This is a genomic window from Pseudomonas sp. UBA6315 (genome assembly GCF_002438125.1).
In the GTDB taxonomy this organism is placed as follows: domain Bacteria; phylum Pseudomonadota; class Gammaproteobacteria; order Pseudomonadales; family Pseudomonadaceae; genus Aquipseudomonas; species Aquipseudomonas faucium.
On sequence record NZ_DJTF01000191.1, the window covers coordinates 5,379 to 29,801 of the forward strand.

The 24,423-nt window shown below is 66.5% G+C and carries 21 protein-coding genes; 14 read left to right on the forward strand and 7 right to left on the reverse strand.

What is annotated here, in order from left to right; all coding sequences use genetic code 11:
• From mnmA to B3E94_RS23195, 6 genes are all read left to right on the forward strand, one after another.
• On the forward strand, nucleotides 1-842 hold an 842-nt coding region (gene mnmA / locus B3E94_RS23170), incomplete at its 5' end, for a tRNA 2-thiouridine(34) synthase MnmA (protein WP_286915371.1).
• Nucleotides 839-1,465 carry a high frequency lysogenization protein HflD gene (gene hflD / locus B3E94_RS23175; RefSeq protein WP_286915372.1) on the forward strand — a complete coding sequence of 209 codons (627 nt, stop codon included), beginning with the start codon at nucleotides 839-841 and terminating at the stop codon, nucleotides 1,463-1,465. The genes mnmA and hflD, both read left to right, overlap by 4 nt.
• A 212-nt stretch (nucleotides 1,466-1,677) precedes the next feature.
• A complete protein-coding gene (gene purB / locus B3E94_RS23180; RefSeq protein WP_176517352.1) occupies nucleotides 1,678-3,048 on the forward strand; it encodes an adenylosuccinate lyase in 1,371 nt (456 codons plus the stop codon).
• An 81-nt stretch (nucleotides 3,049-3,129) separates the two neighbouring features.
• Nucleotides 3,130-4,296 carry a cupin domain-containing protein gene (locus B3E94_RS23185; protein WP_176517353.1) on the forward strand — a complete coding sequence of 389 codons (1,167 nt, stop codon included), beginning with the start codon at nucleotides 3,130-3,132 and terminating at the stop codon, nucleotides 4,294-4,296.
• A complete protein-coding gene (locus B3E94_RS23190; RefSeq protein ID WP_176517354.1) occupies nucleotides 4,289-4,723 on the forward strand; it encodes a GNAT family N-acetyltransferase in 435 nt (144 codons plus the stop codon). Before B3E94_RS23185 ends, B3E94_RS23190 begins: the two co-directional genes overlap by 8 nt.
• Before the next feature lie 183 nt (nucleotides 4,724-4,906).
• Nucleotides 4,907-6,859, forward strand: a complete 1,953-nt coding sequence (locus B3E94_RS23195; RefSeq protein WP_286915435.1) for a DNA topoisomerase III — start codon at nucleotides 4,907-4,909, stop codon at nucleotides 6,857-6,859.
• A 117-nt stretch (nucleotides 6,860-6,976) separates the two neighbouring features.
• Here the strand turns inward: B3E94_RS23195 and B3E94_RS23200 are convergent, their stop codons facing one another.
• From B3E94_RS23200 to B3E94_RS23210, 3 genes are all read right to left on the reverse strand, one after another.
• Nucleotides 6,977-8,074, reverse strand: a complete 1,098-nt coding sequence (locus B3E94_RS23200) for an extracellular solute-binding protein (protein ID WP_286915374.1) — start codon at nucleotides 8,072-8,074, stop codon at nucleotides 6,977-6,979.
• A complete protein-coding gene (aguA, locus tag B3E94_RS23205; RefSeq protein ID WP_176517356.1) occupies nucleotides 8,074-9,183 on the reverse strand; it encodes an agmatine deiminase in 1,110 nt (369 codons plus the stop codon). Before aguA ends, B3E94_RS23200 begins: the two co-directional genes overlap by 1 nt.
• A 93-nt stretch (nucleotides 9,184-9,276) precedes the next feature.
• Complete coding sequence (locus B3E94_RS23210) at nucleotides 9,277-10,164, reverse strand: LysR substrate-binding domain-containing protein (RefSeq protein WP_286915375.1); 888 nt, start codon at nucleotides 10,162-10,164, stop codon at nucleotides 9,277-9,279.
• Between the two features lie 239 nt (nucleotides 10,165-10,403).
• Here B3E94_RS23210 and B3E94_RS23215 point away from each other — a divergent pair, with 239 nt between their 5' ends.
• The 3 genes from B3E94_RS23215 (at nucleotide 10,404) to B3E94_RS23225 (ending at nucleotide 13,698) form a co-directional block, all read left to right on the forward strand.
• Complete coding sequence (locus tag B3E94_RS23215; protein ID WP_286915376.1) at nucleotides 10,404-11,693, forward strand: NAD(P)/FAD-dependent oxidoreductase; 1,290 nt, start codon at nucleotides 10,404-10,406, stop codon at nucleotides 11,691-11,693.
• A 215-nt stretch (nucleotides 11,694-11,908) separates the two neighbouring features.
• A complete protein-coding gene (locus B3E94_RS23220) occupies nucleotides 11,909-12,739 on the forward strand; it encodes an alpha/beta fold hydrolase (protein WP_286915377.1) in 831 nt (276 codons plus the stop codon).
• Nucleotides 12,740-12,918: 179 nt separating this feature from the next.
• Nucleotides 12,919-13,698, forward strand: a complete 780-nt coding sequence (locus B3E94_RS23225; protein WP_286915378.1) for a TSUP family transporter — start codon at nucleotides 12,919-12,921, stop codon at nucleotides 13,696-13,698.
• Here the strand turns inward: B3E94_RS23225 and nudC are convergent.
• Both nudC and B3E94_RS23235 read right to left on the reverse strand, forming a co-directional pair.
• Nucleotides 13,666-14,496, reverse strand: a complete 831-nt coding sequence (gene nudC, locus B3E94_RS23230; protein WP_286915380.1) for an NAD(+) diphosphatase — start codon at nucleotides 14,494-14,496, stop codon at nucleotides 13,666-13,668. The two genes, B3E94_RS23225 and nudC, sit on opposite strands and share 33 nt — an antisense overlap.
• A gap of 35 nt (nucleotides 14,497-14,531) precedes the next feature.
• Nucleotides 14,532-15,344, reverse strand: a complete 813-nt coding sequence (locus tag B3E94_RS23235; RefSeq protein ID WP_286915381.1) for a crotonase/enoyl-CoA hydratase family protein — start codon at nucleotides 15,342-15,344, stop codon at nucleotides 14,532-14,534.
• A gap of 153 nt (nucleotides 15,345-15,497) precedes the next feature.
• Here B3E94_RS23235 and nhaB point away from each other — a divergent pair, with 153 nt between their 5' ends.
• The 4 genes from nhaB (at nucleotide 15,498) to B3E94_RS23255 (ending at nucleotide 19,357) form a co-directional block, all read left to right on the forward strand.
• Nucleotides 15,498-17,000 carry a sodium/proton antiporter NhaB gene (gene nhaB, locus B3E94_RS23240; RefSeq protein ID WP_236235462.1) on the forward strand — a complete coding sequence of 501 codons (1,503 nt, stop codon included), beginning with the start codon at nucleotides 15,498-15,500 and terminating at the stop codon, nucleotides 16,998-17,000.
• 85 nt (nucleotides 17,001-17,085) lie between these two features.
• A complete protein-coding gene (locus B3E94_RS23245) occupies nucleotides 17,086-17,721 on the forward strand; it encodes a dihydrofolate reductase family protein (protein WP_286915383.1) in 636 nt (211 codons plus the stop codon).
• 72 nt (nucleotides 17,722-17,793) lie between these two features.
• Complete coding sequence (locus tag B3E94_RS23250; protein ID WP_286915385.1) at nucleotides 17,794-18,357, forward strand: lipocalin family protein; 564 nt, start codon at nucleotides 17,794-17,796, stop codon at nucleotides 18,355-18,357.
• Nucleotides 18,358-18,400: 43 nt separating this feature from the next.
• Entirely contained in the window at nucleotides 18,401-19,357 is a 957-nt protein-coding gene (locus B3E94_RS23255) for a ribonuclease Z (protein ID WP_286915387.1), read from the forward strand.
• Nucleotides 19,358-19,381: 24 nt separating this feature from the next.
• Here the strand turns inward: B3E94_RS23255 and B3E94_RS23260 are convergent, their stop codons facing one another.
• On the reverse strand, nucleotides 19,382-20,665 hold the full coding sequence (locus tag B3E94_RS23260; protein WP_176517306.1) for a Zn-dependent hydrolase: 1,284 nt from the start codon (nucleotides 20,663-20,665) through the stop codon (nucleotides 19,382-19,384).
• 146 nt (nucleotides 20,666-20,811) lie between these two features.
• Nucleotides 20,812-22,302, reverse strand: a complete 1,491-nt coding sequence (locus B3E94_RS23265; RefSeq protein WP_176517305.1) for an NCS1 family nucleobase:cation symporter-1 — start codon at nucleotides 22,300-22,302, stop codon at nucleotides 20,812-20,814.
• A 616-nt stretch (nucleotides 22,303-22,918) separates the two neighbouring features.
• On the opposite strand from B3E94_RS23265, the gene hydA reads away from it, so the two are divergent.
• Nucleotides 22,919-24,358, forward strand: coding sequence for a dihydropyrimidinase (gene hydA / locus B3E94_RS23270; RefSeq protein WP_286915388.1), 1,440 nt, complete (start codon nucleotides 22,919-22,921; stop codon nucleotides 24,356-24,358).
• Nucleotides 24,359-24,423 lie beyond the last annotated feature (65 nt).

A 24,423-nucleotide genomic window follows, 5' to 3' on the forward strand; every position in this document is an offset into this window, starting at 1 on the left:
AATACAAGGCCGGCCGCACGCCGAACCCGGACATCCTCTGCAACCGCGAAATCAAGTTCAAGGCGTTCCTCGACTACGCCCTGTCGCTGGGCGCCGACCTGATCGCCACCGGCCACTACGTGCGCCGCCGCGACACCGGCGAGCTCACCGAACTGCTCAAAGGCCTGGACCCGAACAAGGACCAGAGCTACTTCCTGCACGCCGTCGGCGGCAAGGAAATCGCCCGCACGCTGTTCCCCGTGGGCGAGCTGGAAAAGCCCGAAGTACGCGCCATCGCCGAAAAACACGGCCTGGCCACCGCCAAGAAGAAAGACTCCACCGGCATCTGCTTCATTGGCGAGCGCCGCTTCAGCGACTTCCTCAAGCAGTACCTGCCCGCGCAACCGGGCAACATCGAAACCACCGAAGGTGAAGTGATCGGCCGCCACCACGGCCTGATGTACCACACCATCGGCCAGCGCCAGGGCTTGGGCATCGGCGGCCTGAAGGACGCCGGCGACGAGCCGTGGTACGTGCTGCACAAGGACCTGGTGCGCAATGTGCTGGTGGTCGGCCAGGGCAACGAACACCCGTGGCTGTTCTCCCGCGCCCTGCTCGCCTCGCAGATCTTCTGGGTCAACCCGATCGACCTGAGCAGCCCGCGCCGCCTCACCGCCAAGGTGCGCTACCGCCAGAGCGACCAGCAATGCACGCTGGAGCTGACCGAAAGCGGCTACCGCGCCGTGTTCGACGAGCCGCAGCGCGCGGTCACCCCCGGCCAGTCGGTGGTGTTCTACGACGGCGAAGTGTGCCTGGGCGGCGGCGTGATCGAAAGCGCCGAGCCGTGGAGCCCGCGCGCATGAGCGACCTGCGCGAGCAATTGGTAGCGTTGGGTGGTGTATTCCAGGCCGCCGTGCTGGTCGATCGCATCGCCCGCACCGGCCAGGCCAGCGAGGCCAATATCGGCTGCATGCTGGGCAGCCTTCTGGTGCGCGACCCCAAGGACACCCTGGAGGTGTTCGGTGGCGACGACCTCAACCTGCGCGACGGCTACCGGGCGCTGGTCGGCGCCCTGGAGCGCGACCCCAACAGCCTGCAGCGCGAGCCCCTGCGCTATGCCCTGTCGATGCTGGGCCTGGAGCGCCAGCTGAACAAGCGCGGCGACCTGCTCGAGACCATCGGCAACCGCCTGCCGCAGATCCAGTCGCAGGCCGAGCATTTCGGCCTGGTTCACGAAAACGTCATCGCTTCCAGTGGAGCCTTGTACCAGGACACCCTGAGCACCCTGCGCCAGCGCATCCAGGTGCATGGCGACATGCGCTTCCTGCAGCAGGCCAGCAACGCTTCGAAGATCCGCGCCCTGCTGCTCGCCGGCATCCGCGCCGCGCGCCTGTGGCGCCAGCTGGGCGGGCACCGCTGGCAGCTGGTATTCAGCCGGCGCAAGCTGCTCAACGAGCTGTACGACATGATGCGCAGCCCCTCCTGATGGGGGGTTGACCATTTCGGCCTCATCGCCGGCAAGCCAGCTCCCACAGGCACAGCACAAGCCATGGCTACAGTGCCCCTCCCGTGGGAGCCGGCTTGCCGGCGATGAGGCCCAAGCAGATTGGCCCGACCTTTGGTCAGCCACCCGACTCGGGCGCAATTTTCATGTATGATATGCGCCCTTCCAAAAGCCTGACTGTCCGAGAACACCCCATGCAGCTTTCTTCGCTCACTGCGGTTTCCCCTGTAGACGGCCGTTACGCCGGCAAAACCCAGGCCTTGCGCCCCATCTTCAGCGAATTCGGCCTGATCCGTTTCCGCGCCCTGGTCGAAGTGCGCTGGCTGCAGCGCCTGGCCGCTCACCCACAGATCGGCGAAGTGCCGGCGTTTTCCGCCGAAGCCAACGCCGTGCTGGACAGCCTGGCCACCGACTTCAAGCTCGAGCACGCCGAACGCGTGAAAGAAATCGAGCGCACCACCAACCACGACGTCAAGGCGATCGAATACCTCCTCAAGGAGCAGGCCGCCCAGCTGCCTGAGCTGGCCAAGGTCAGCGAGTTCATCCACTTCGCCTGCACCAGCGAGGACATCAACAACCTGTCCCACGCCCTGATGCTGCGCGCTGGCCGTGACGACGTGCTGCTGCCGCTGATGCGCCAGATCGCCGAGGCCATCCGCGCCCTGGCCCACGCCCACGCCGACGTGCCGATGCTCTCGCGCACCCACGGCCAGCCGGCCTCGCCGACCACCCTGGGCAAAGAGCTGGCCAACGTCGTGTACCGCCTGGAGCGCCAGATCGCCCAGGTTGCCGCCGTGCCGCTGCTGGGCAAGATCAACGGCGCCGTGGGCAACTACAACGCCCACCTGTCGGCCTACTCGCAGATCGACTGGGAAGCCAACGCCCGCGCCTTCATCGAAGACGAGCTGGGCCTGGTGTTCAACCCCTACACCACCCAGATCGAGCCGCACGACTACATCGCCGAGCTGTTCGACGCGATCGCCCGCTTCAACACCATCCTCATCGACTTCGACCGCGACGTCTGGGGCTACATCTCGCTGGGCTACTTCAAGCAGAAGACCGTGGCCGGCGAAATCGGCTCCTCGACCATGCCGCACAAGGTCAACCCGATCGACTTCGAGAACTCCGAAGGCAACCTGGGCATCGCCAACGCGCTGTTCCAGCACCTGGCCAGCAAGCTGCCGATCTCGCGCTGGCAGCGTGACCTGACCGACTCCACCGTGCTGCGCAACCTGGGCGTGGGCTTCGCCCACAGCGTCATCGCCTACGAAGCCAGCCTCAAGGGCATCGGCAAGCTGGAAGTCAACGCCGCACGCATCGCCGCCGACCTGGACGCCTGCTGGGAAGTCCTCGCCGAGCCGATCCAGACCGTGATGCGCCGCTTCAACATCGAGAACCCCTACGAGAAGCTCAAGGAGCTGACCCGTGGCAAGGGCATCACCCCTGAAGCGCTGCTGACCTTCATCGACGGCCTGGACATGCCAGCCGACGCCAAGGCCGAACTGAAGCTGCTGACCCCCGCTACCTACATCGGTAACGCGGCAGCCCAGGCAAAACGCATCTAAGCTGACCGTCGCGTTCAACGCCCGGCCTAGCCGGGCGTTTTTATTCCCGGACGAAAATTACGTTTTTTCAATAGGTTGAACATGAATCCTGATACTCCACTGCAGCTGCTCGGCGGCATCTCGGCCCGCGAATTCATGCGCGACTACTGGCAGAAAAAACCCCTGCTGGTGCGCCAGGCCTTCCCGGACTTCGAAAGCCCGATCGACCCCGACGAGCTGGCCGGCCTGGCCCTGGAAGAGGAAGTCGAGTCGCGCATCGTGCTCGAGCACGGCGCCCACCCGTGGGAACTGCGCCGCGGCCCGTTCAACGAAGAGACCTTCGCCGAGTTGCCGGAAAAGGACTGGACCCTGCTGGTGCAGGCCGTCGACCAGTTCGTGCCGGAAGTGGCCGAGCTGCTCGAGCAGTTCCGCTTCCTGCCAAGCTGGCGTATCGATGACGTGATGATCAGCTTCGCCGCCCCCGGTGGCAGCGTCGGCCCGCACTTCGACAACTACGACGTGTTCCTGCTGCAAGGCCACGGCCAGCGCAACTGGAAAGTCGGCCAGATGTGCAACAGCGACAGCCCGCTGCTGCCCCACGCCGACCTGCGCATCCTCGCCGAATTCGAACAGAGCGGCGAATGGACCCTGGAGCCCGGCGACATGCTCTACCTGCCGCCGCGCCTGGCCCACTACGGCGTGGCCGTGGACGATTGCCTGACCTACTCGGTCGGCTTCCGCGCGCCAAGCGCCGCCGAAGTGCTGACCCACTTCACCGACTTCCTCGGCCAGTTCCTGCCCGACGAAGAGCGCTACAGCGATGCCGACGCGCAGCCGGTCAGCGACCCGCACCAGATCCAGCACGACGCCCTCGACCGCCTCAAGGCGCTGCTCGACAAGCACATGAACGACAAGGACCTGTTGCTGACCTGGTTCGGCCAGTTCATGACCGAGCCACGCTACCCGGAGCAGGTGGTCGGCGAAGAGCTGAGCGAGGAAGAGCTGGTCGAGGCCCTCGAAGATGGCGCGATCCTGATCCGCAACCCAAGCGCACGCATGGCCTGGTCCGAGCTCAACGACGACCTGATGCTGTTCGCCAGCGGCCGCAGCTGCCCGCTGCCTGCCAAGCTGCGCGAACTGCTGAAACTGGTGTGTGCCGCCGACGCCCTGCACATCGACAACCTCGGTGAATGGCTGCAGGATGAAGATGGCCTTATGCTGGTACAGCAACTGATCAAACAAGGAAGCCTGGGATTCGCCAATGAATAAGATTCGTGTGCGCCTCGCCGACTGGCAGAAAGACAACGCGGACATCCGCCGCATTCGCGAAGCCGTGTTCGTCGCCGAACAGCACATTCCGCCGGAGCTTGAGTTCGACTCCGAAGACCAGGACGCCCTGCACTTCCTGGCCCTGGAAGGTGACTACCCGATCGGCACCGCGCGCCTGCTGGCCGACGGCACCATCGGCCGCATCTCGGTGCTCAAGGATTGGCGCGGGTTGAAGGTCGGCGACACGCTGGTCAAGGCGGTGATCGTCGAGGCGCAGAACCGCGACCTCAAGCAGCAGATGCTCAGCGCCCAGGTGCATGCCACGCCGTTCTACGAGCGCCTGGGCTTTCGCGTAGTCAGCGAAGAGTTCCTCGAAGCCGGCATCCCGCATGTGGACATGGTCCGCGACTCCCGCGAGACTGCCTGATACATCGGCGTTGAACCCATCGCCGGCAAGCCGGCTCCCACAGGGCCCCTGTAGGAGCTGGCTTGCCAGCGATGAGGCCGGCACAGGCAAATAAAAGCTGTACATCCATCCAGATAAAACTTGCCTCTGCGCCCCCGCTTGCGCATCCTAGTGCCCATCATTCCCGATGAAGCGTCCCCGGCCATGCGCCTGTTCCTCTGCGAAAAACCTTCCCAGGCCAAAGACATCGCCAAGGTGCTCGGCGCCCAGCGCAAGGGCGACGGCTGCTGGCAAGGCACCGACGTGTGCGTGACCTGGTGCATCGGCCACCTGCTCGAAACCGCCCCGCCCGACAGCTACGACGAACGCTACAAGCGCTGGAACCTGGCCGACCTGCCGATCATCCCGCAACAGTGGAAGATGCAGGTCAAGCCCAAGACCGCCAGCCAGTTCAAGGCCGTCAAGCGCCTGCTTGGCGAGGCCCGCGAGCTGGTGATCGCCACCGACGCCGACCGCGAGGGCGAGATGATCGCCCGCGAGCTGGTCGAGCACTGCCGCTACCGCGGCCCGATCCAGCGCCTGTGGCTGTCGGCACTGGACGACGCCTCCATCCGCAAGGCCCTGGCCCGCCTGCTGCCGGGCCAGCAAACCTTCAACCTTTACCACTCGGCGCTCGGCCGTTCGCGCGCCGACTGGCTGATCGGCATGAACATGAGCCGGCTGTTCACCCTGCTGGGCCGCCAATCCGGCTACCAGGGCGTGCTGCCGGTGGGCCGGGTGCAAACCCCGACCCTGCGCCTGGTGGTGGACCGCGACCGTAGCATCGCCGACTTCGTGCCGGTGCCGTTCTGGGCCATCGAGGTGCAGCTTGCGCAGGCCGGCCAAGCCTTCAACGCCCAGTGGCGCGCCCCGGAAGATGCCTGCGACGACCAGGGCCGCTGCCTGAACCAGGCGCTGGCGCAACAGGCCGCCAGCGATATCGGCAGCGCCGGCACGGCGCGGGTGCTCAAGGTTGCCACCGAGCGGGTGCGCGAGGCCGCGCCGCTGCCCTTCGACCTGGGCACCCTGCAGGAGCTGTGCTCGAAGAAGTTCGGCCTCGGCGCCCAGGAAACCCTCGACATCGCCCAGGCCCTGTACGAAACCCACAAGCTGATCACCTACCCGCGCAGCGACTGCGGCTACCTGCCCGTCAGCCAGCACAGCGAGGCGCCGGGCATTCTCGCCGCACTGCAGCGCGCCGACACGAGCCTTGCGCCCTTGCAGGCGCACCTCGAGCCCCAGCGCCGCTCGCGGGCCTGGAACGATGCCAAGGTCAGCGCCCACCACGGAATCATCCCCACGGCGGCGGCCAGTGACCCGGCGCGCCTGCCGCCCAAGCACAAGGCCGTGTACACCCTGATCCGCGCCCGCTACCTGGCGCAGTTTCTGCCCAACCACGAATACGACCGCACCCAGGCCGAGTTCGACTGCGCCGGCCACGCCCTGCGCGCCGTCGGCAAGCAGATCGTCGAGCCCGGCTGGCGCCGCGCCCTGCCTGAGGCGCTGGCCCCCGCCAAAGGCCGCGAGGCCGCGCCAGCCCAAGTGCTGCCCGCCTTGCGCGAGGGCCAGGATTGCAACGTGCAGGGCCTGCAACTCAAAGACCTGTGGACCCAGCCGCCCAAGCCGTTCACCGAAGGCGACCTGATCAAGGCCATGAAGAACGTCGCCAAGCTGGTGGACGACCCGCGGCTGAAACAGAAGCTCAAGGAAACCACCGGCATCGGCACCGAGGCGACCCGCGCCAGCATCATCCAGGGCCTGCTCGACCGCGGTTACCTGGTGAAGAACGGCAAGGCCCTGGCCGCCACTGCGGCGGCGTTCAGCTTGATCGACGCAGTGCCGCGTGCCATCGCCGACCCCGGCACCACCGCCATCTGGGAACAGGCGCTGGACATGGTGCAGAGCGGGGAAATGAGCCTGGAAGAGTTCGTCGCGCGCCAGTCGGCGTGGATGGGCAAGCTGGTGGAGCGCTGCCGGGGGATGCGCATGAGCATCACCGGGCCGGCGGTGGGCAAGGCGGCGCCTTGGAAGAAGAAGCGCAGGGGCAAGGCTGCCAGTGCGGGAAGCAAAACAGCCGGCAGCAAACCGAAGCAGGCCAGGCGTAAAAGCTCCAGCTGATGGGCTGTCTGTGCCGGCCGCTTCGCGGGGCAAGCCCGCTCCCACAGGCTGGAGGCGAACCTGTGGGAGCGGGCTTGCCCCGCGAAGAGGCCGGCACAGACAACACACGGCTCGAGTCTATGTCCCGCTCTTCAACCGGCTGAACGCCCGGGTAAGCTCCCGGTTGAAGGCCTTGCCATTGTCATTCTTGCCATACAACCGCGCCTTCACTTCCTCCGGCGGATAAGTCCCCGGCGCATTGCGAATGCTCGCCTCCACCAACCCGTCCGCCGCCGTGATCGCATTGGCGTAATGAATGGTGTCGGTGATCGGCGCAATCACCTCAGGCCGCATCAGGTAATCCATCAGCTGCCACGCTGCCTGGGGATGCGGCGCATCCTTGGGCACCACCAGCGCATCGAGCCAGATCAGCGTGCCTTCCCGGGGGATGCGGTAGTCCAGCGCAAACGCCTTGCCCGCCTGCTGCGCCTGGCCCTGGGCAATCGCCACGTTGCCATTCCACGACATCGCCACGCAGGTCTCGCCATTGGCCAGGTCGTTGATGTTGCGGTCATTGTCGAAGTAGCGGATGTACGGGCGGATCTTGCGCAGCTGCACCTCGGCGGCCTTGAGGTCTTCGAGGCGTTGCTGGTTGATGTCCAGGCCCATGTAGCGCATCACCGCGGCGAACACCTCGTTGGGGTCGTTGAGCAGGCTCACCCCGCAGTCGGCAAATTTCGCCACCACCTGCGGGTCGAACAGCATCGCCCAGCTGTCCACCGGCGCATCGGCCATGCGCGCGGCCACCGCCTGCTGCTGGTAACCCACGCCGGTGGTGCCCCAGGCATAGGTGCCGGCATAGCGGTTGCCCGGGTCGAACAAGGCCATGTGCTGGCGAAACTCCTCGCCCACCCCCGCCAGGTGCGGCAGCTGGGCCTTGTCCAGCGGCTGCAGGGCGCCGCTGGCGATGGCCCGGCTCAGGTGCTGGCCGGCGCTGAGCACCACGTCGTAGCCGCTGCCGCCGGTCAGCAGCTTGGTCTCGGCGGTTTCCAGCGAGTCGAAGTGGTCGGCGACCACGCGGATACCGGTTTCCTTCTCGAAGTTGCTCAAGGTGTCCGGGGCCAGGTACTCGCCCCAGATGTACAGGTTCACGGTCGGCTGTTGTGCGTCGGCTGCCAGGGCCCCCGCCGCCGCGCAGCCCAGGCCGAGCGCGGCGGCCAGCAAGGTGAGCTTCATCAGCGACGACCTCCGGCGTATTGCGGCATGGTGATGCAGGCGACGTTGCCGCCACCGAGCAGGATCTCGCGGGAGTTCTCGATGCCGATGATGCGGTGCTCGGGGAACAGTTCGGCCAGGGTCGCCTGGGCCACCTGGTCGTTGCGGTCGCCGAACAGCGGCACGACGATGGCCGAGTTGCCGGCGTAGTAGTTGATGTACGAAGCGCAGATGCGGGTACCGGCCTCGCGCAGGTGCGTGCCCTCGACCTGGTCCAGCCCGGCGGCCTCCTCGGCGGTCCACTGCAGCACATCGGGCTGCGGCAGCTTGTGCACCTTCAGCTCGCGGCCCCGGGCGTCGCGGGTGCTGCGCAGGATGTCGTAGGCCTCCTGGTAGATTTCCCACTGTGGGTCGTCGCGGTTGTCGGTCCACTGCAGCACCACTTCACCGGGGCGCACGAAGCAGGCCAGGTCATCGACATGGCCGTCGGTTTCATCGAACTTGCAGCCCCGGGGCAGCCAGATCACCTGGTCGGCGCCCAGGTAGTCCTCCAGCCGGCGGGTGACCTCCTGCTTGCCCAGGTGCGCATTGCGGTTGCGGTTGAGCAGGCACTGCTCGGTGGTCAGCAGGCTGCCCTGGCCATCGCTCTGGATGCCGCCAAGCTCGGCGATCAGCGGCGCGCGGTAGCGGTCCAGGCCTTCGATTTCGAGGATCTTCTGCGCGATCTGGTCGTCCTTGTCCCACGGGTAGTAGAGGCCGCCGTCGAGCCCGCCGTAGGCGTTGAACTCGAAATCCACGCCGCGCACTTCGCCGCTGGCGTCGTTGACCACGAAACACGCGCCGCTGTCGCGAAACCAGGTGTCATTGCAGGTCATTTCCACCACCCGCACCTGCGCCGGCAGCAGGCGCCGGGCGTTGGCGTACTGGGCGGCGGAGGCGCACACGGTGACCGGTTCGCTGGAGGCGATGGCGGTGACGATCTCCACCCAGACCTTTTGCGCAGGCTTGGCGCCGTTGCGCCATACGTCCGGCCGCTCGGGCCAGCCGAGCCAGCAACCGGCCTTGCGCTCGAATTCGCCGGGCAGGCGGAAGCCATCGGCTTTTGGGGTGGTGGTCAGCGAACGTGCCATGGGTCAACCTCGTATCGGTGAGTGATGACTGCACGCTACGCCGGGGCGTTGGCCGGTTCCAACGATGAAAACTCAGAGATAGGTGAATTGAATTCAGCTATCGCCCAGCTGTTCGATGAACCATTCGATGAATTGCGCCACCGCAGCGCGCTCCAGGCGCAGCCGCTCGCACACCAGCGCGTATTGCCCCTGGGCGGTGACCGTGGCCGCGAACGGGCGGATCAGCCGCCCGCTCTGCAGGTCGGCCTGGCAGGTCAGGTTGTCGCCCATGGCCACCCCCTGCCCCAGCAACGCCGCCTCCAGGGCCAGGGCCGCGTGGGGGAAGTACAGCTGGCGCGAGGGCAAGGCGTCTTCGGCATGGGTGGCCAGCCAGGTGGTCCAGGTGCGGCCGTCCTGGTCGTCATGCAGCAGGCAGTGGCGCACCAGGTCGCGCGGGCGCTTGAGGCTGCCCTGGTTGAACAGGCTGGGGCTGCACACCGGGAAGAACTGCAACAGCGGCAGCGGCCGCACGAAATGGGTACTGGCATCCAGCGCACTGGTGCCATAGGTGATGGCCAGGTCCACATCCAGCGCCGGGGCGCCGGCATCGATGGGCTGATCGTGCAGGTGCAGGGTGATGTGCGGGTAGCGGCTGCTGAAGTCGGCGAGTCTGGCCACCAGCCACTTCTGCGCCAGCTCCGCGGTCACGGCCACCCGCAGCACGGCCTGGGAAGAAGGGTCGCGCAGTTCGTCGCAGGCCTTGCCGATCAGCTCGAAGGCCTGCTGCAGGTGATGCAGCAGGCGCTCGGCCTCGACACTGGGGCGCACCTGGCGGCCGACGCGCTCGAACAGGGCCACCCCCAGTTGCTCTTCGAGCTGGCGGATCTGGTGGCTGACGGCGCTGTCGGTGACGCACAGCTCGGCGGCGGCGCGGCCGAAGTGGCCATGGCGGGCGGCGCATTCGAAGGTGCGCAGGGCAGTCAGGGAAGGCAGGCGGCGCATAGGGAGTCCTGTCGGGTGCATGGGGGGCTGCTGTGCAGCCCATTCGCGGGGCAAGCCCGCTCCCACGGAAGTTTCAGTGATTTGAACCTGGTGAAGTCCCTGTGGGAGCGGGCTTGCCCCGCGAATGGGCCGCGCAGCGGCCCCAAGATCATACAGCCAACAAAACCCTGCTGGCAGCGTGAAAAATTCATGCTAAGTTTTCATGAAAATAATCAAAACAAATTTCACGAGGACCCTGCATGTTCAAGCAATCCGCCCAGCACGTCGCCAGCTACTACGCCCAGACCTACCCCGCCAGCATCCCCCTGCGCCCCACCCTGCAAGGCCCTGAGCATACCGACGTGCTGATCGTCGGTGCCGGCTTCAGCGGCTTGCACACCGCCTTGCGCCTGGCCTTGGCCGGCAAGCGCGTGACCCTGCTGGAAGCCAGCCGGGTGGCCTGGGCGGCGTCCGGGCGCAATGGCGGCCAGGCCTTGCTGGGCTGGTCGTGCGACATGCCGCCGCTGGAAAAGGCCCTGGGCGTGGAGCGCACCCGGCGCCTGTGGCAAAGCATGTGCTGGGCGGCCGACGAGCTGCGCGAACTGCCCCAGCGCCATGGCTTCGACATCGACTACCGCCTGGGCAGCCTGTGGACGGCGGTGCTGCCACGCCGGGTGAAGCTGCTCGAAGAAGCCCTGCACGAGGCCGAACACAAGTGGGGCTACGACGCGCTGCGCCTGATCGGCCGCGACGAGATGCGCCAGTGGATCGACAGCCCGCGCTACCAGGCCGCGCTGTATGACGCCAAGGGTGCGCACCTGAACCCGCTGAAACTGGCCCAAGGCCTGGCCGCCACGATCGAAGCCCATGGCGGGCGCATCTTCGAACAGAGCCAGGTGCTCGAACTGCACAAGACCGCCAACGGCCATGTCGCCCGCACCGCCCACGGCGAGGTGCACGGCGAGGTGCTGGTGCTGGCCTGCAACGCCTACATCGACCGCCTCGACCGCAGCCTCTCGCGGCGCCTGCTGCCGGTCGGATCGTACCAGGTCGCCACCGCCCCGCTGGATGCCGAAGTCGCCCACTCGCTGCTGCCGCGCAACAGCTGCGTGATCGACAACCAGTTCGTGCCCGACTACTTCCGCCTCACCCCGGACCACCGCCTGCTGTTCGGCGGGGGCTGCACCTACCTGGGGGGTATCCCCAAGGATGTCGCCAGCGCCACCCGGCCGTTCCTGGAGCGGGTCTTCCCGCAACTGGCCGGGGTGGCCATCGACTACGCCTGGGGCGGGCACATCGACTGCAGCATGCAGCGCACCCCGGACGTTGGCCGCGAGGGGCAACGTTACTGGCTGCAGGGCTTTTCCGGCCATGGCGTGCTGCCGACCCTGGCCGCGGCGCGGGCGGTCAGCGATGCGATCCTGGGTGACGACGAACTGCTGAGCCTGTACCAGGGCATCGACAACGGGCGGTTCCCGGGCGGCGACCTGCTGGCTGCGCCGCTGGAGGCGGCGGCCAAGGCGTGGTACCGGATGCGTGATCGTGCCTGAGGGCGCTTAGGGGACTGTTTCGGCCCTATCGCCGGCAAGCCGGCTCCCACACTGTCAGTGGATTACCTGGACTGCCCCCAAGGGTTGGATTGGTGGGGCAGTCCATACCTGTGGGAGCCGGCTTGCCGGCGATAGGGCCGGAACTGACAACCCAGCAATCTCTCCTATTCTCAATAGCTCACTTGGTAATCCCCCCGCACAGAGGAGACGCGTCCATGAGCTACGTGACCACCAAAGATGGCGTTCAGATCTTCTACAAGGACTGGGGCCCGCGCGATGCGCCGGTCATCCACTTCCACCACGGCTGGCCGCTCAGTGCCGACGACTGGGACGCGCAGATGCTGTTCTTCCTCGGCCAGGGCTTTCGCGTAGTCGCCCACGACCGCCGCGGCCATGGCCGCTCCAGCCAGGTCTCGGACGGCCACGACATGGACCACTACGCCGACGATGTGGCCGCGGTGGTCGAGCACTTGGGCACCCAGGGTGCAGTGCATGTGGGCCACTCCACCGGTGGCGGCGAAGTGGTGCGCTACATGGCCCGCTACCCCAACGACAAGGTGGCCAAGGGCGTACTGATTGCCGCGGTGCCACCGCTGATGGTGCAAACCCCGGGCAACCCCGGCGGCCTGCCAAAATCGGTGTTCGACGATTTCCAGGTGCAAGTGGCGACCAACCGCGCGCAGTTCTATCGCGATGTGCCGAGCGGGCCGTTCTACGGCTACAACCGCCCGGGCGCCAAAGCCTCGGAAGGCGTCATCGGCAACTGGTGGCGGCAGGGCATGATCGGCAGTGCCAAGGCCCATTACGACGGGGTGGTGGCGTTTTCCCAGACGGACTTCACCGAAGACCTGAAGAAGATCCAGCAGACGGTGCTGGTGATGCATGGCGACGATGACCAGATCGTGCCGTATGAAAACTCCGGGCCGTTGTCGGCCAAGTTGCTGCCCAATGGCACGTTGAAGACCTACAAGGGCTTCCCGCATGGCATGCCGACCACCCATGCCGATGTGATCAATGCGGATTTGCTGGCGTTCATTCGTAGCTAAGCCTTTGTCAGTTCCGGCCTCTTCGCGGGGCAAGCCCGCTCCCACAGGTACATCACTGTGGGAGCGGGCTTGCCCCGCGAAGAGGCCGGAACTGACAACCCACACCTCCCGGCATTACCATGCCAACCTCTAGCGCGGCAGTTTGCCGCACCCCCTGCCTTCCAGCCTGCCAGACGCCAATGCCCTTCGAACTCACCGTAGAACCCCTCACCCTGCTGATCCTCGCCCTGGTCGCCTTCGTCGCCGGTTTCATCGACGCCATCGCCGGCGGTGGCGGCCTGCTCACCACCCCGGCACTGCTCACCGCCGGCATGCCGCCACACCTGGTCCTGGGCACCAACAAGCTCAGCTCGACCTTCGGCTCGGCCACTGCCGGCTTCACCTACTACCGGCGCAAGCTGTTCCACCCTGCGCAATGGCGCCTGGCGGTGCTGGGCACGCTGATCGGCGCCCTGCTCGGTGCGACCATCGCCCACTACCTGCCAGCCGAGTGGCTGAACAAGATGCTGCCGGTGATCGTCTTCGCCTGCGGCGTCTACCTGCTGTTCGGCGGCACGCCCAAGGCGCCGCTGGATGCCGACGCGCCCATCAAGAAGAAATGGCAGTTGCCGCAGGGCTTCAGCCTGGGCTTCTACGACGGCGTGGCCGGCCCCGGCACCGGCGCGTTTTGGACCGTGAGCACGCTGCTGCTCTACCCCATCGACCTGGTGCGCGCCAGCGGCGTGGCGCGCAGCATGAACTTCGTCAGCAACATCGCGGCGCTGACGGTGTTCATCATTTCCGGGCAGGTGGATTACATCGTCGGCCTGTGCATGGGCCTGTCGGTGATGGTCGGCGCCTTCTTCGGCGCGCGCACGGCGATCAGCGGCGGCAGCAAGTTCATCCGCCCGGTGTTCATCACCGTGGTGCTGGCGTTGACCGTGCGCCTAGCGTGGCAGCACTGGTTCGGGCAGGCCTAAACGGCGAGCCACATACAAGTCGATCAGGTAACGGGCAATGGAACGCCCGGCCGGCAGCGGCGGCAGGTCGTGCACGCTGAACCACTTGGCGTCCTCGATCTCGTCCGGCTGCATGACGATATCGCCCCCGGCGTATTCGGCATGGAAGCCCAGCATCATCGAATGCGGGAAAGGCCAGCACTGGCTGCCCACGTACTGGATGTTGCGCACCTCGATTGCCACCTCTTCGCGCACCTCGCGCACCAGGCAGTCCTCGGCCGACTCGCCCGGCTCGGCAAAGCCGGCCAGGGTGCTGTAGACACCGGTGACGAAGCGCGGCGAGCGCGCCAGCAGCACCTCGTCGCCGCGGGTCACCAGCACGATCATGCTCGGCGAGATGCGCGGGTAGCTGCGCAGTTCGCAGGGCTGGCAGTACATCGCCCGCTCCCAGCGGATCTGCGTCATCGGCTGGCCGCAGCTGCCGCAGAAGCGGTGCTCGCGGGCCCAGGTGCCGATCTGCGCGGCGTAGCCAAGCACCTTGTAGGTGTCGAAGTCGCCTTCGAGCATGAAGCTGCGCAGGCCGCGCCAGCTGCAGCCTGGCAGCGCGGCGGCGCTGCGCAGTTCGAGCAGGAACACTGGCTGGCCATCGAAGTGGCCGATGCCGTGCTCGCACAGCACGTCCAGGTCCTGGCGCTTGAGCCAGTCGCGAGCGAACAGCGCGCCGTTGGCGTCCACCAGAAACCCTTCCGAGCTGCGGGCGACGGCCCAGCCACCGGTGATCTGCGGGTCGAGTACTGCGGTAGTCCAGCGTGCTGACATGTCGGGGGTTCCTTGACTGCGCGTCCCCCGCCCGGTCAGTCGGCGAACGTCGGTTTCTGTTTGCTCATGTGCGCCGCCACGGCCACGCGCAGGTCTTCGGACTGCAGCATCGCGGCGTTCCAGGTGGCGATGTAGTCCAGGCCATCATCGATGCTGTGGTCACGCATGTAGCTGAGCATCTGCTTGGTGCCGGCCACGGCGATCGGCGATTTTGCGGCAATTTCCCGGGCGATGGCAAAGACCGCGTCGAGCAAGGCGGCCTGATCATCATAGACCCGGTTGACCAGGCCGATGCGCAGCGCTTCCGCCGCCTCGACATGGCGCCCGGTGTAGGCCAGCTCGCGCATGATGCCGTCGCCGATGATGCGTGGCAAACGTTGCAGGGTGCCGACATCGGCGGCCATGCCCATGTCGATTTCCTTGATCGAGAACTGCGCGTCGGCGCTGCAGTAACGCATGTCGCAGGCCGAGACCAGGTCGATGGCGCCGCCGATGCAGTAGCCCTGGATGGCGGCCAGCACCGGCTTGCGGCAGTTGTCCACGGCATTGAACGAGGCCTGCATGCGCAGGATGGTGCGCCGCAGCAGGCGGGCGTTGCGGCCCACGTCCTTGCCCATCTGGCCGGCCAGCGAGGCCAGCATCATCAGGTCGATGCCCGAGGAGAAATGCTTGCCCGCGCCGCTGATGACCACCGCGCGCACGGCATCGGTGTCGTCGATCCACTGGAAGATGGCGACGATCTCCTCCCAGAACGCGGCATTCATCGCGTTGATCTTTTCCGGGCGGTTGATTTGAACGTGGGCGATGTTGTCGGTCAGTTCGACCTTGAATGCGCTGTACTCGGTCACGGGCGGCACTCCTGTGGGCAAATGGGTTGTCAGCGCAGGATGGTAACCCAGCCAGGTGCCCGCACTTGTGCCAAAAACGGGACTCCCGGCCTTGCCTCCTGCGCCTCGATGGGGCACCTTGCGCGCTCGCCGAATCATAAGGATACAAATTACATGTCACGCTCCCTGACCGGCGCCCTGGCCCAAGGCTTTCTCGGCCAGTCGCCGCTTTGGTACAAGGCGGTCATCTGCCTGTTTCTGATCCTCAACCCCTTGCTGCTGGTCAGCGTCGGCCCGGTAGCCGCGGGCTGGGCCCTGGTGATCGAGTTCATCTTCACCTTGGGCATGGCCCTGAAATGCTACCCGCTGATGCCGGGTGGCCTGCTGCTGGTCGAGGCCTTGCTGCTCAAGATGACCACGCCCCAGGCCCTGTACGACGAGCTGCTGCACAACTTCCCGGTGATCCTGCTGCTGATGTTCATGGTGGCCGGCATCCACTTCATGAAAGAGCTGCTGCTGTTCCTGTTCTCGCGAATTCTGCTGGGGGTGCGTTCCAAGGCGCTGCTGGCCTTGCTGTTCTGCGTGCTGTCGGCGTTTCTCTCGGCGTTTCTCGACGCCTTGACCGTGACGGCGGTGATCATCAGCGCGGCCGTGGGCTTCTACGCGGTCTACCACCGCGTCGCCTCCAACGCCAACCCGCGCGAGGACAGCGCGCTGGACAGCGACCAGCAGATCGAGCAACTGCACCGCGCAGACCTCGACCAGTTCCGCGCCTTCCTGCGCAGCCTGCTCATGCACGGCGCGGTGGGCACCGCCCTGGGCGGCGTGTGTACCCTGGTGGGCGAGCCGCAGAACCTGCTGATCGGCCACGAGATGGGTTGGCACTTCGCCGACTTCTTCCACAAGGTCGCGCCGGTGTCGCTGCCGGTGCTGGTCGCCGGCCTGGTGACCTGCGTGCTGCTGGAAAAACTGCGCCTGTTCGGCTACGGCACGCTGATGCCCGAGCGCGTGCGCCAGGTGCTGGCCAGCTACGCCGCCGAGGATGATGCCGCGCGCACCCAGGCGCAGCGGGTGGCGCTGTGGGTGCAAGGCATCGCCGCATTGATCCTGATCGTCTGCCTGGGCCTGCACATCGCCGAGGTCGGCCTGATCGGCCTGCTGGTGATCGTGCTGATCACCGCCTTCACCGGCATCACCGACGAGCACCGCCTGGGCCGGGCATTCCAGGACGCCATGCCGTTCACTGCCCTGCTGGTGGTGTTTTTCGCGGTGGTCGCGGTCATTCACCAGCAGCAGCTGTTCAGCCCGCTGATCGCCTGGGTGCTGGCCCTGCCTGCCGAGCAACAGCCGGGCATGCTGTACCTGGCCAACGGCCTGCTCTCGGCCATCAGCGACAACGTGTTCGTCGCCACCATCTACATCACCGAGGTCAAGCAGGCGTTCGTCAACGGCGGCATGAGCCGCGAGCACTTCGAGACCCTGGCGGTGGCGATCAACACCGGCACCAACCTGCCCAGCGTGGCAACGCCCAATGGCCAGGCAGCGTTCCTGTTCCTGCTGACCTCGGCGATCGCGCCGCTGATCCGCCTGTCGTATGGCCGCATGGTGTGGATGGCCCTGCCCTACACCGTGGTCATGGGCGGCCTGGGCTGGTGGGCGGTGACCTACTGGCTGTAAATGCGCCGGCGCTGTCGAAACGCCGCCGCGCCGTTCGACCAGGGACAAGGCCTGCGCACTGCAGGCCACCCCTGGAGCACCCACCATGCGCAAGCTCATCGTTGCCGCCTTCATCAGCCTCGACGGCGTCATGCAAGCCCCCGGCGGCCCGCAGGAAGACACCAGCGGCGGCTTCAGCCATGGCGGCTGGATCGTGCCCTACGCCGACGAAGTGTTCGGCCAGGCCATGCAGGCACTGTTCAGCCAGCCCTTCGCGCTGCTGCTGGGGCGGCGCACCTACGACATCTTCGCCGGCTACTGGCCGAAGGTGAAAGACGACGGCGAAGACTTCTCCATCGCCAACCTGTTCAACAGCGTGCCCAAGTACGTCGCCACCCACTCGCCCGACACCCTCGCCTGGCACAACAGCCACGCCCTGGGCAGCGATGTGACCGGCGCCGTGCGCGCGCTCAAGCAGCAGGACGGCCCAACGCTGCTGACCCAGGGCAGCGCCGAGCTGGTGCAGCAACTGCTGGCGGCAGGCCTGGTGGATGAACTGCAGCTGCTGACCCAGCCACTGCTGCTCGGCCACGGCAAACGCCTGTTCGGCAGCGATGCCGCCGCCGCGGCGTTCACCTTGCAACATGCCCAGGTTTCCCCCAAAGGCGTGCTGATCGCCCGTTACGTGCGTGCCGGCGAAGTGCAGACCGGGTCGTTCGAGCTGCCGCCCGAGCAGGCCTGATCCGATACAACTTTTGCCGCGCCCGCGCATCGAAACACAGGTAAGCCCACATCCGCTTCCAGGAGGTTTGCCATGGTGCTGCGCACAGCCCTGATCGTTTCCTGCATGACCCTGGCCATTGCCGGCTGCGCCGGGTCGGGCGATGAAGACCGCTCGCCCCCCACCACCGAGCAGGTCGACCTGCAACGCTACCAGGGCATCTGGTACGAGCTGGCGCGCCTGCCGATGTTCTTCCAGCGCAACTGCGTGCAGTCCGAGGCGCACTATGGCTTGCGCGAGGATGGCCGCATCGACGTGACCAACCGCTGCAAGGAAAAGGACGGCCAGTGGAACGAGGCCAAAGGCATCGCCGAAGCACAACAGCCGGGCAAGACCGACAAGCTCTGGGTGCGCTTCGACAACTGGTTCAGCCGCCTGGCGCCCGGGCTGACCAAGGGTGAGTACTGGGTGCTGTACCACGACAAGGATTACCGCGTGGCGCTGGTCGGCCACCCCAACCGCGAGTACCTGTGGCTGCTGTCGCGCACCCCGGCGATCACCGACCAGACACGCGAGCAGTTGCTGGCCATCGCCCACAAGCAAGGCTACGACACCAGCAAGCTGATCTGGCGCCAGGATGACCTCGCCAAGCCCTGACAACCGGGCTACTGTGTAGCCCCCCAACTTCTGGAGCCCGGCTTTGGACCTGCAGTTTCTAGGCACCTCGGCCGGGGTGCCGACCAAGGCGCGCAACGTCAGCGCCACCGCCGTCATCGAAGCCAGCGGCAGCCACTGGTACCTGGTGGACTGCGGCGAAGGCACCCAGCACCGGTTGCTGCACACCTCGCTGTCGGTGCGCGATTTGCGCGCCATCTTCATCACCCACGTGCACGGCGACCACTGCTTCGGCCTGCCGGGGCTGCTGGCCAGCGCCGGCATGAGCGGGCGCCAGCAACCGCTCGAGCTGATCCTGCCCGCCGCGCTGCATGAGTGGGTGCGCCTGGGCCTGGCCGCCAGCGACACCTTCCTGCCGTTCGAGCTGCGCCTGCACGCCGTGGAAACCTTCCAGGGCTGGGTCAGCGACAGCGTCAGGGTCGACAGCGTAGCCCTGTCGCACCGGGTGCCGAGCGTGGGTTACGTGTTCAGCGAGTTCAACCCCGAGCCGCGCCTGGACGTGCCGCGCCTGGAAGCCGAAGGCATCCCGCGCGGGCCACTGTGGGGCGCGCTGGCCAAGGGCGAGGCGGTGGAACATGGCGGCCGGCTGCTGCACGGGCGCGACTACCTGCGCGCCTCGCGGCCGGCGCGGCGGGTGATCGTCTGCGGCGACAACGACAGCCCCGAGCTGCTGGCCGAGGTGGCCAGGGACGTGGACGTGCTGGTGCATGAAGCGACCTTTACCCAGGCGCTCATCGAGCGCACCGGGGCCACGTTCGGCCACAGCAGCGCAGCGGCGGTGGCGCGCTTCGCCGAAACGGCAGGTGTGCGCAACCTGGTGCTGACCCACTTCAGCGCCCGCTACCAGCCCGACCCACGGCGCAGCCCATGCATCGAGGAGGTGCGCGTGGAAGCGCAGGCCCACTACAGCGGCCACCTGACCCTGGCCCAGGACCTGCAGCGTTACCACATCGGCCGTGACGGGTGCCTGCAGCCGGCCTGACCCGGCACCCTTGACCCCCTGGCGTTACGCCGCCAGGCGCCCGCTGGCGATCGCCTCGGAGGCCGCCAGCATCGCCCGCAGCAACACCGCGCAACCGGCCGCCAGGTCTTGCGGCGTGGCGTTCTCGATCTCGTTGTGGCTGATGCCGTTCTCGCACGGCACGAAGATCATCCCCGCCGGCCCGAGCTCGGCCAGGAAGATCGCGTCGTGCCCGGCCCCGCTGACGATGTCCATGTGCGCCAGGCCCAGCGTGCGCGCCGAGTCGCGCACGGCATCGACGCAGCCACGGTCGAAGTACAGCGCCGGGAAATCGGCCGTGGGCACCAGTTCATGGCTCAGGCCGTGCTTGGCGCAGGTGGCTTCGATCACCGCGCGCACGTCGGCGATCATCGAATCCAGCCGTTCGCCTTCCAGGTGGCGAAAATCCAGGGTCATGCGCACCTCGCCGGGGATGACGTTGCGCGAACCCGGGTAGGCCTGCAGGCAACCGACGGTGCCACAGGCATGCGGTTGATGGCCGAGCGCGGCCTTGTTGACCGCCTCGACCACCGCGGCGGCGCCGACCAGGGCGTCCTTGCGCAGGTGCATCGGCGTCGGGCCGGCATGGGCTTCGACACCGCGCAGGGTCAGGTCGAACCACTTCTGGCCCAGTGCCCCCAGCACCACGCCGATGGTCTTGGCCTGGTCTTCGAGGATCGGGCCCTGCTCGATGTGCGCTTCGAAATAGGCCCCCACCGGGTGGCCGAGCACCGCCCGCTGGCCGGCATAGCCGATGGCGTTCAGCGCCTCGCCCACGCTCACGCCCTGGGCGTCGCGCTTGGCCAGGGTCTGCTCCAGGGTGAACTTGCCGGCGAACACCCCCGAACCCATCATGCAGGGGGCAAAGCGCGAGCCTTCTTCGTTGGTCCACACCACCACTTCCAGCGGCGCTTCGGTTTCGATGCCCAGGTCGTTGAGGGTGCGGATGACTTCCAGGCCCGCCATCACGCCGAAGCAGCCATCGAACTTGCCGCCGGTGGGCTGGGTGTCGATATGGCTGCCGGTCATCACCGGGGGTAGCTTGGGGTTGCGGCCCGGGCGGCGGGCGAAGATGTTGCCGACGCCGTCGACGCTGACGGTGCAGCCGGCGGCCTCGCACCAGCCGACGAACAGGTCGCGGGCCTGGCGGTCGAGGTCGGTCAGGGCCAGGCGGCAGACCCCGCCCTTGGCCGTGGCGCCGAGGCGCGCCAGGTCCATCAGCGATTGCCACAGGCGGGCGCTGTCGACGTGCTGGTCGGTGGATTGCAGGACGTTCTGGGCGGGGGTCATTGGGGTTTCTCCTCAGGCGTTTTTGTTATCTGCATGCAGGTTGAGTCTTGCGCTGTCGGGTCGGGCCTCATCGCCGGCAAGCCGGCTCCCACAGGCCTGTGTGTACCTGTGGGAGCCGGCTTGCCGGCGATGAGGCCGCCGCGGTGTCAGGGCAACGGCTTGGCCAGCCGCGCCGCCCCACGCACCGCCACGCCGCCGAGGGCGTAGTACAGCGCGCCCCCGAGCAGCGAGCCGGTGAACCAGCCATAGTCGTAGAACCAGCTGAAACTGCTGTTGCCAATCGCCATCACGGTCAGCGCCACGGGCACCGCGAAGGCGCCAAAGCCGGCCCAGTTCCACGCCGGGTACACGTCGTCCCGGTACAGCCCGGCCAGGTCGAGCTTCTGCCGGCGAATCAGGAAGTAGTCCACCACCATGATCCCGGCAATCGGCCCGAGCAGGCTCGAGTAACCCAGCAGCCAGTTGGAATAGACACTCTCAAGGCTCAGGTCGGAGACGATCCAGCCAAGCTTCTTGAGCAGCTCGTGGCCCATCAGCGCCAACCCGATCAAACCGGTCAGCCACACCGCGCGGCTACGCCCGATCAGGCGCGGGGCGATGTTCTGGAAGTCGTTGGTGGGCGAGACGATGTTGGCCGCCGTGTTGGTCGACAGCGTGGCGATGATGATCAGCGCCATGGCCAGCGCCACCCAGCCTGGGCTGTGGATCTTGCCGATCAGGCTCACCGGGTCCGACACCGTTTCCCCCACCAGCGAGGCCGAGGCGGCGGTCATCACCACCCCCAGCGCTGCGAACAGGAACATGGTCAGCGGCAGGCCGAAGATCTGCCCGAGAATCTGGTCCTTCTGGCTCTTGGCGTAGCGGCTGAAGTCCGGGATGTTCAGCGACAGCGTGGCCCAGAAGCCGACCATCGCCGTGAGCCCGGCGCAGAAGTAGCTGACCACGCTCGCCCCTTCTGGGCGCTTGGGCGGCTGGGCCAGCAACTCGGTCATCGACATGTGCGGCAAGGCCCAGAACAGCAGGCCGAAGCCCACCGCCACCAGCAATGGCGCCGACAGGGTTTCGAGCCACTTGATCGACTCCGCACCACGCAGCACCACCCACAGGTTGAGCGCCCAGAACACCATGAAACCGATCACCTCGCCGGTGCCGCCCAGGGCTTTCCAGTCGGGGAAGATCGAGCCCAGGAACAGGTGGATGGCCAGCCCGCCGAACATCGTCTGGATGCCGAACCAGCCGCAGGCGACCACCGCGCGGATCAGGCACGGCACGTTGGAGCCGATGATGCCGAACGAGGAGCGCAGCAGCACCGGGAACGGAATGCCGTACTTGGTGCCGGGGAAGGCATTGAGCGTCAGCGGGATCAGCACGATGAGGTTGGCCAGCAGGATCGCCAGCAGCGCCTCGCCCACGCTCAGGCCGAAGTAGGCGGTGAGCACACCGCCCAGGGTGTAGGTGGGCACGCAGATGGACATGCCCACCCACAGCGCGGTGATGTGCCACTTGTTCCAGGTGCGCTGGTGCACCTTGGTCGGCGCGATGTCGTGGTTGTAGCGCGGGCTGTCGAGCACGTCAGTGCCCGCCGACAGCTCGAACAGGCCAGCCTGCTCGATCACTTGCGATCTGCTCTGTTGCATGGGGCCTTCTCCAGATTTTTCTAATTGTTCGCTCATCGGGCTAATGCGATGGCCGGAGTGTCTACACCACCAGTACTGCACCTCCGGCCCGGCCTGGCGGTTGGGCCGTACTCAAATTGCGTGCCGGGTTGGCCGGAGCCTGCCCGCACGGCCGCCGCCGGCCGGAGGTAATCAACTGATCTGCAAGGCTTTCGATTGCGCCAGGCGCAGGCACACGGGTGCCTTCGCCGGGTATTCATGCCGCTGTGGGCCGGCCCTGGCCCGCGCACCGGGTTTCAACTTGGTGCAACCTGGTTTTTCAGTGGCGCGGCCAGCGCCTCGAAGCCAGGTTTCAAGCAGCTGATTTTGCATGGAAAATCTTGACCAATTTGGCATCTTGTCAAGTGCGTCAAAATGGTGAAGGGCCTCCCCATTTTGGTGATTCCTTATATAAAACGTTAAAAATCAATAAGTTATAAAAGATATAAGCTCATGAAATTTTTTCTTGAATAATCCAAAATCCCCAACTAGATTCCATTCTTGTCAGGCCTGACAGGATTGAGATCGGTCCTCCAGCCACTGGCACATAACAATTCCAAGAACCGGCCCAGACCGGTCAGCCTGCGAGGAAGACGGCATGTCCCTGTTGATCCGTGGCGCCACCGTGGTCACCCACGAAGAGAGCTATCCCGCTGATGTCCTGTGTGTCGATGGCCAGATCCGCGCCATTGGCAAAGACCTCGAACCCCCTACCGATTGCGAAATCCTCGACGGCACAGGCCAGTACCTGATGCCCGGCGGCATCGACCCGCACACCCACATGCAACTGCCCTTCATGGGCACCGTGGCCAGCGAAGACTTCTTCAGCGGCACCGCCGCGGGGCTGGCCGGCGGCACCACCTCGATCATCGATTTCGTCATCCCCAACCCCCAGCAGTCGCTGCTCGAAGCCTTCCATACCTGGCGCGGCTGGGCGCAGAAAAGCGCCTCGGACTACGGCTTTCACGTCGCCATCACCTGGTGGAGCGAGCAGGTGGCCGAAGAAATGGGCGAGCTGGTGAGCCAGCACGGGGTCAACAGCTTCAAGCACTTCATGGCCTACAAGAACGCCATCATGGCCGCCGACGACACCCTGGTGGCCAGCTTCGAGCGTTGCCTGCAGCTGGGCGCGGTGCCCACCGTGCATGCCGAGAACGGCGAGCTGGTCTATCACCTGCAGCGCAAACTGCTGGCCCAGGGCCTGACTGGCCCGGAAGCGCACCCGCTGTCACGCCCCTCGCAAGTCGAAGGCGAAGCCGCCAGCCGCGCCATCCGCATCGCCGAAACCATCGGCACGCCGCTGTACGTGGTGCACATCTCCAGCCGCGAAGCGCTGGACGAGATCAGCTACGCCCGGGCCAAGGGCCAGCCGGTGTACGGTGAGGTGCTGCCCGGCCACCTGCTGATCGACGACAGCGTCTACCGCCACCCCGACTGGTCCACCGCCGCCGGCTACGTGATGAGCCCACCGTTCCGCCCGCGCGAGCACCAGGAGGCGCTGTGGCGCGGCCTGCAGTCGGGCAACCTGCACACCACCGCCACCGACCACTGCTGCTTCTGCGCCGAACAGAAAGCCATGGGCCGCGACGACTTCAGCCGCATCCCCAACGGCACCGCCGGCATCGAGGACCGCATGGCGGTGCTGTGGGATGCCGGGGTCAACAGCGGGCGCCTGTCGATGCACGAATTCGTCGCGCTGACCTCCACCAACACCGCGAAGATCTTCAACCTGTTCCCGCGCAAGGGCGCCATCCGCGTGGGCGCCGATGCCGACCTGGTGCTGTGGGACCCACAGGGCACGCGCACGATCTCGGCGCAGACCCACCACCAGCGCGTCGACTTCAACATTTTCGAAGGCCGCACCGTGCGCGGCATTCCCAGCCACACCATCAGCCAGGGCCGCGTGGTCTGGGCCGATGGCGACCTGCGCGCCGAACCCGGCGCAGGCCGTTACGTGGAGCGCCCGGCCTACCCCTCGGTGTACGAGGTCCTGGGCCGCCGCGCCGAGCAGCAGCGCCCGACGCCCGTGCAGCGCTGAGGCCATCGCCGGCAAGCCGGCTCCCACAAGGGCAGCACCGCTCTCCAGGACATCTGCGTACCTGA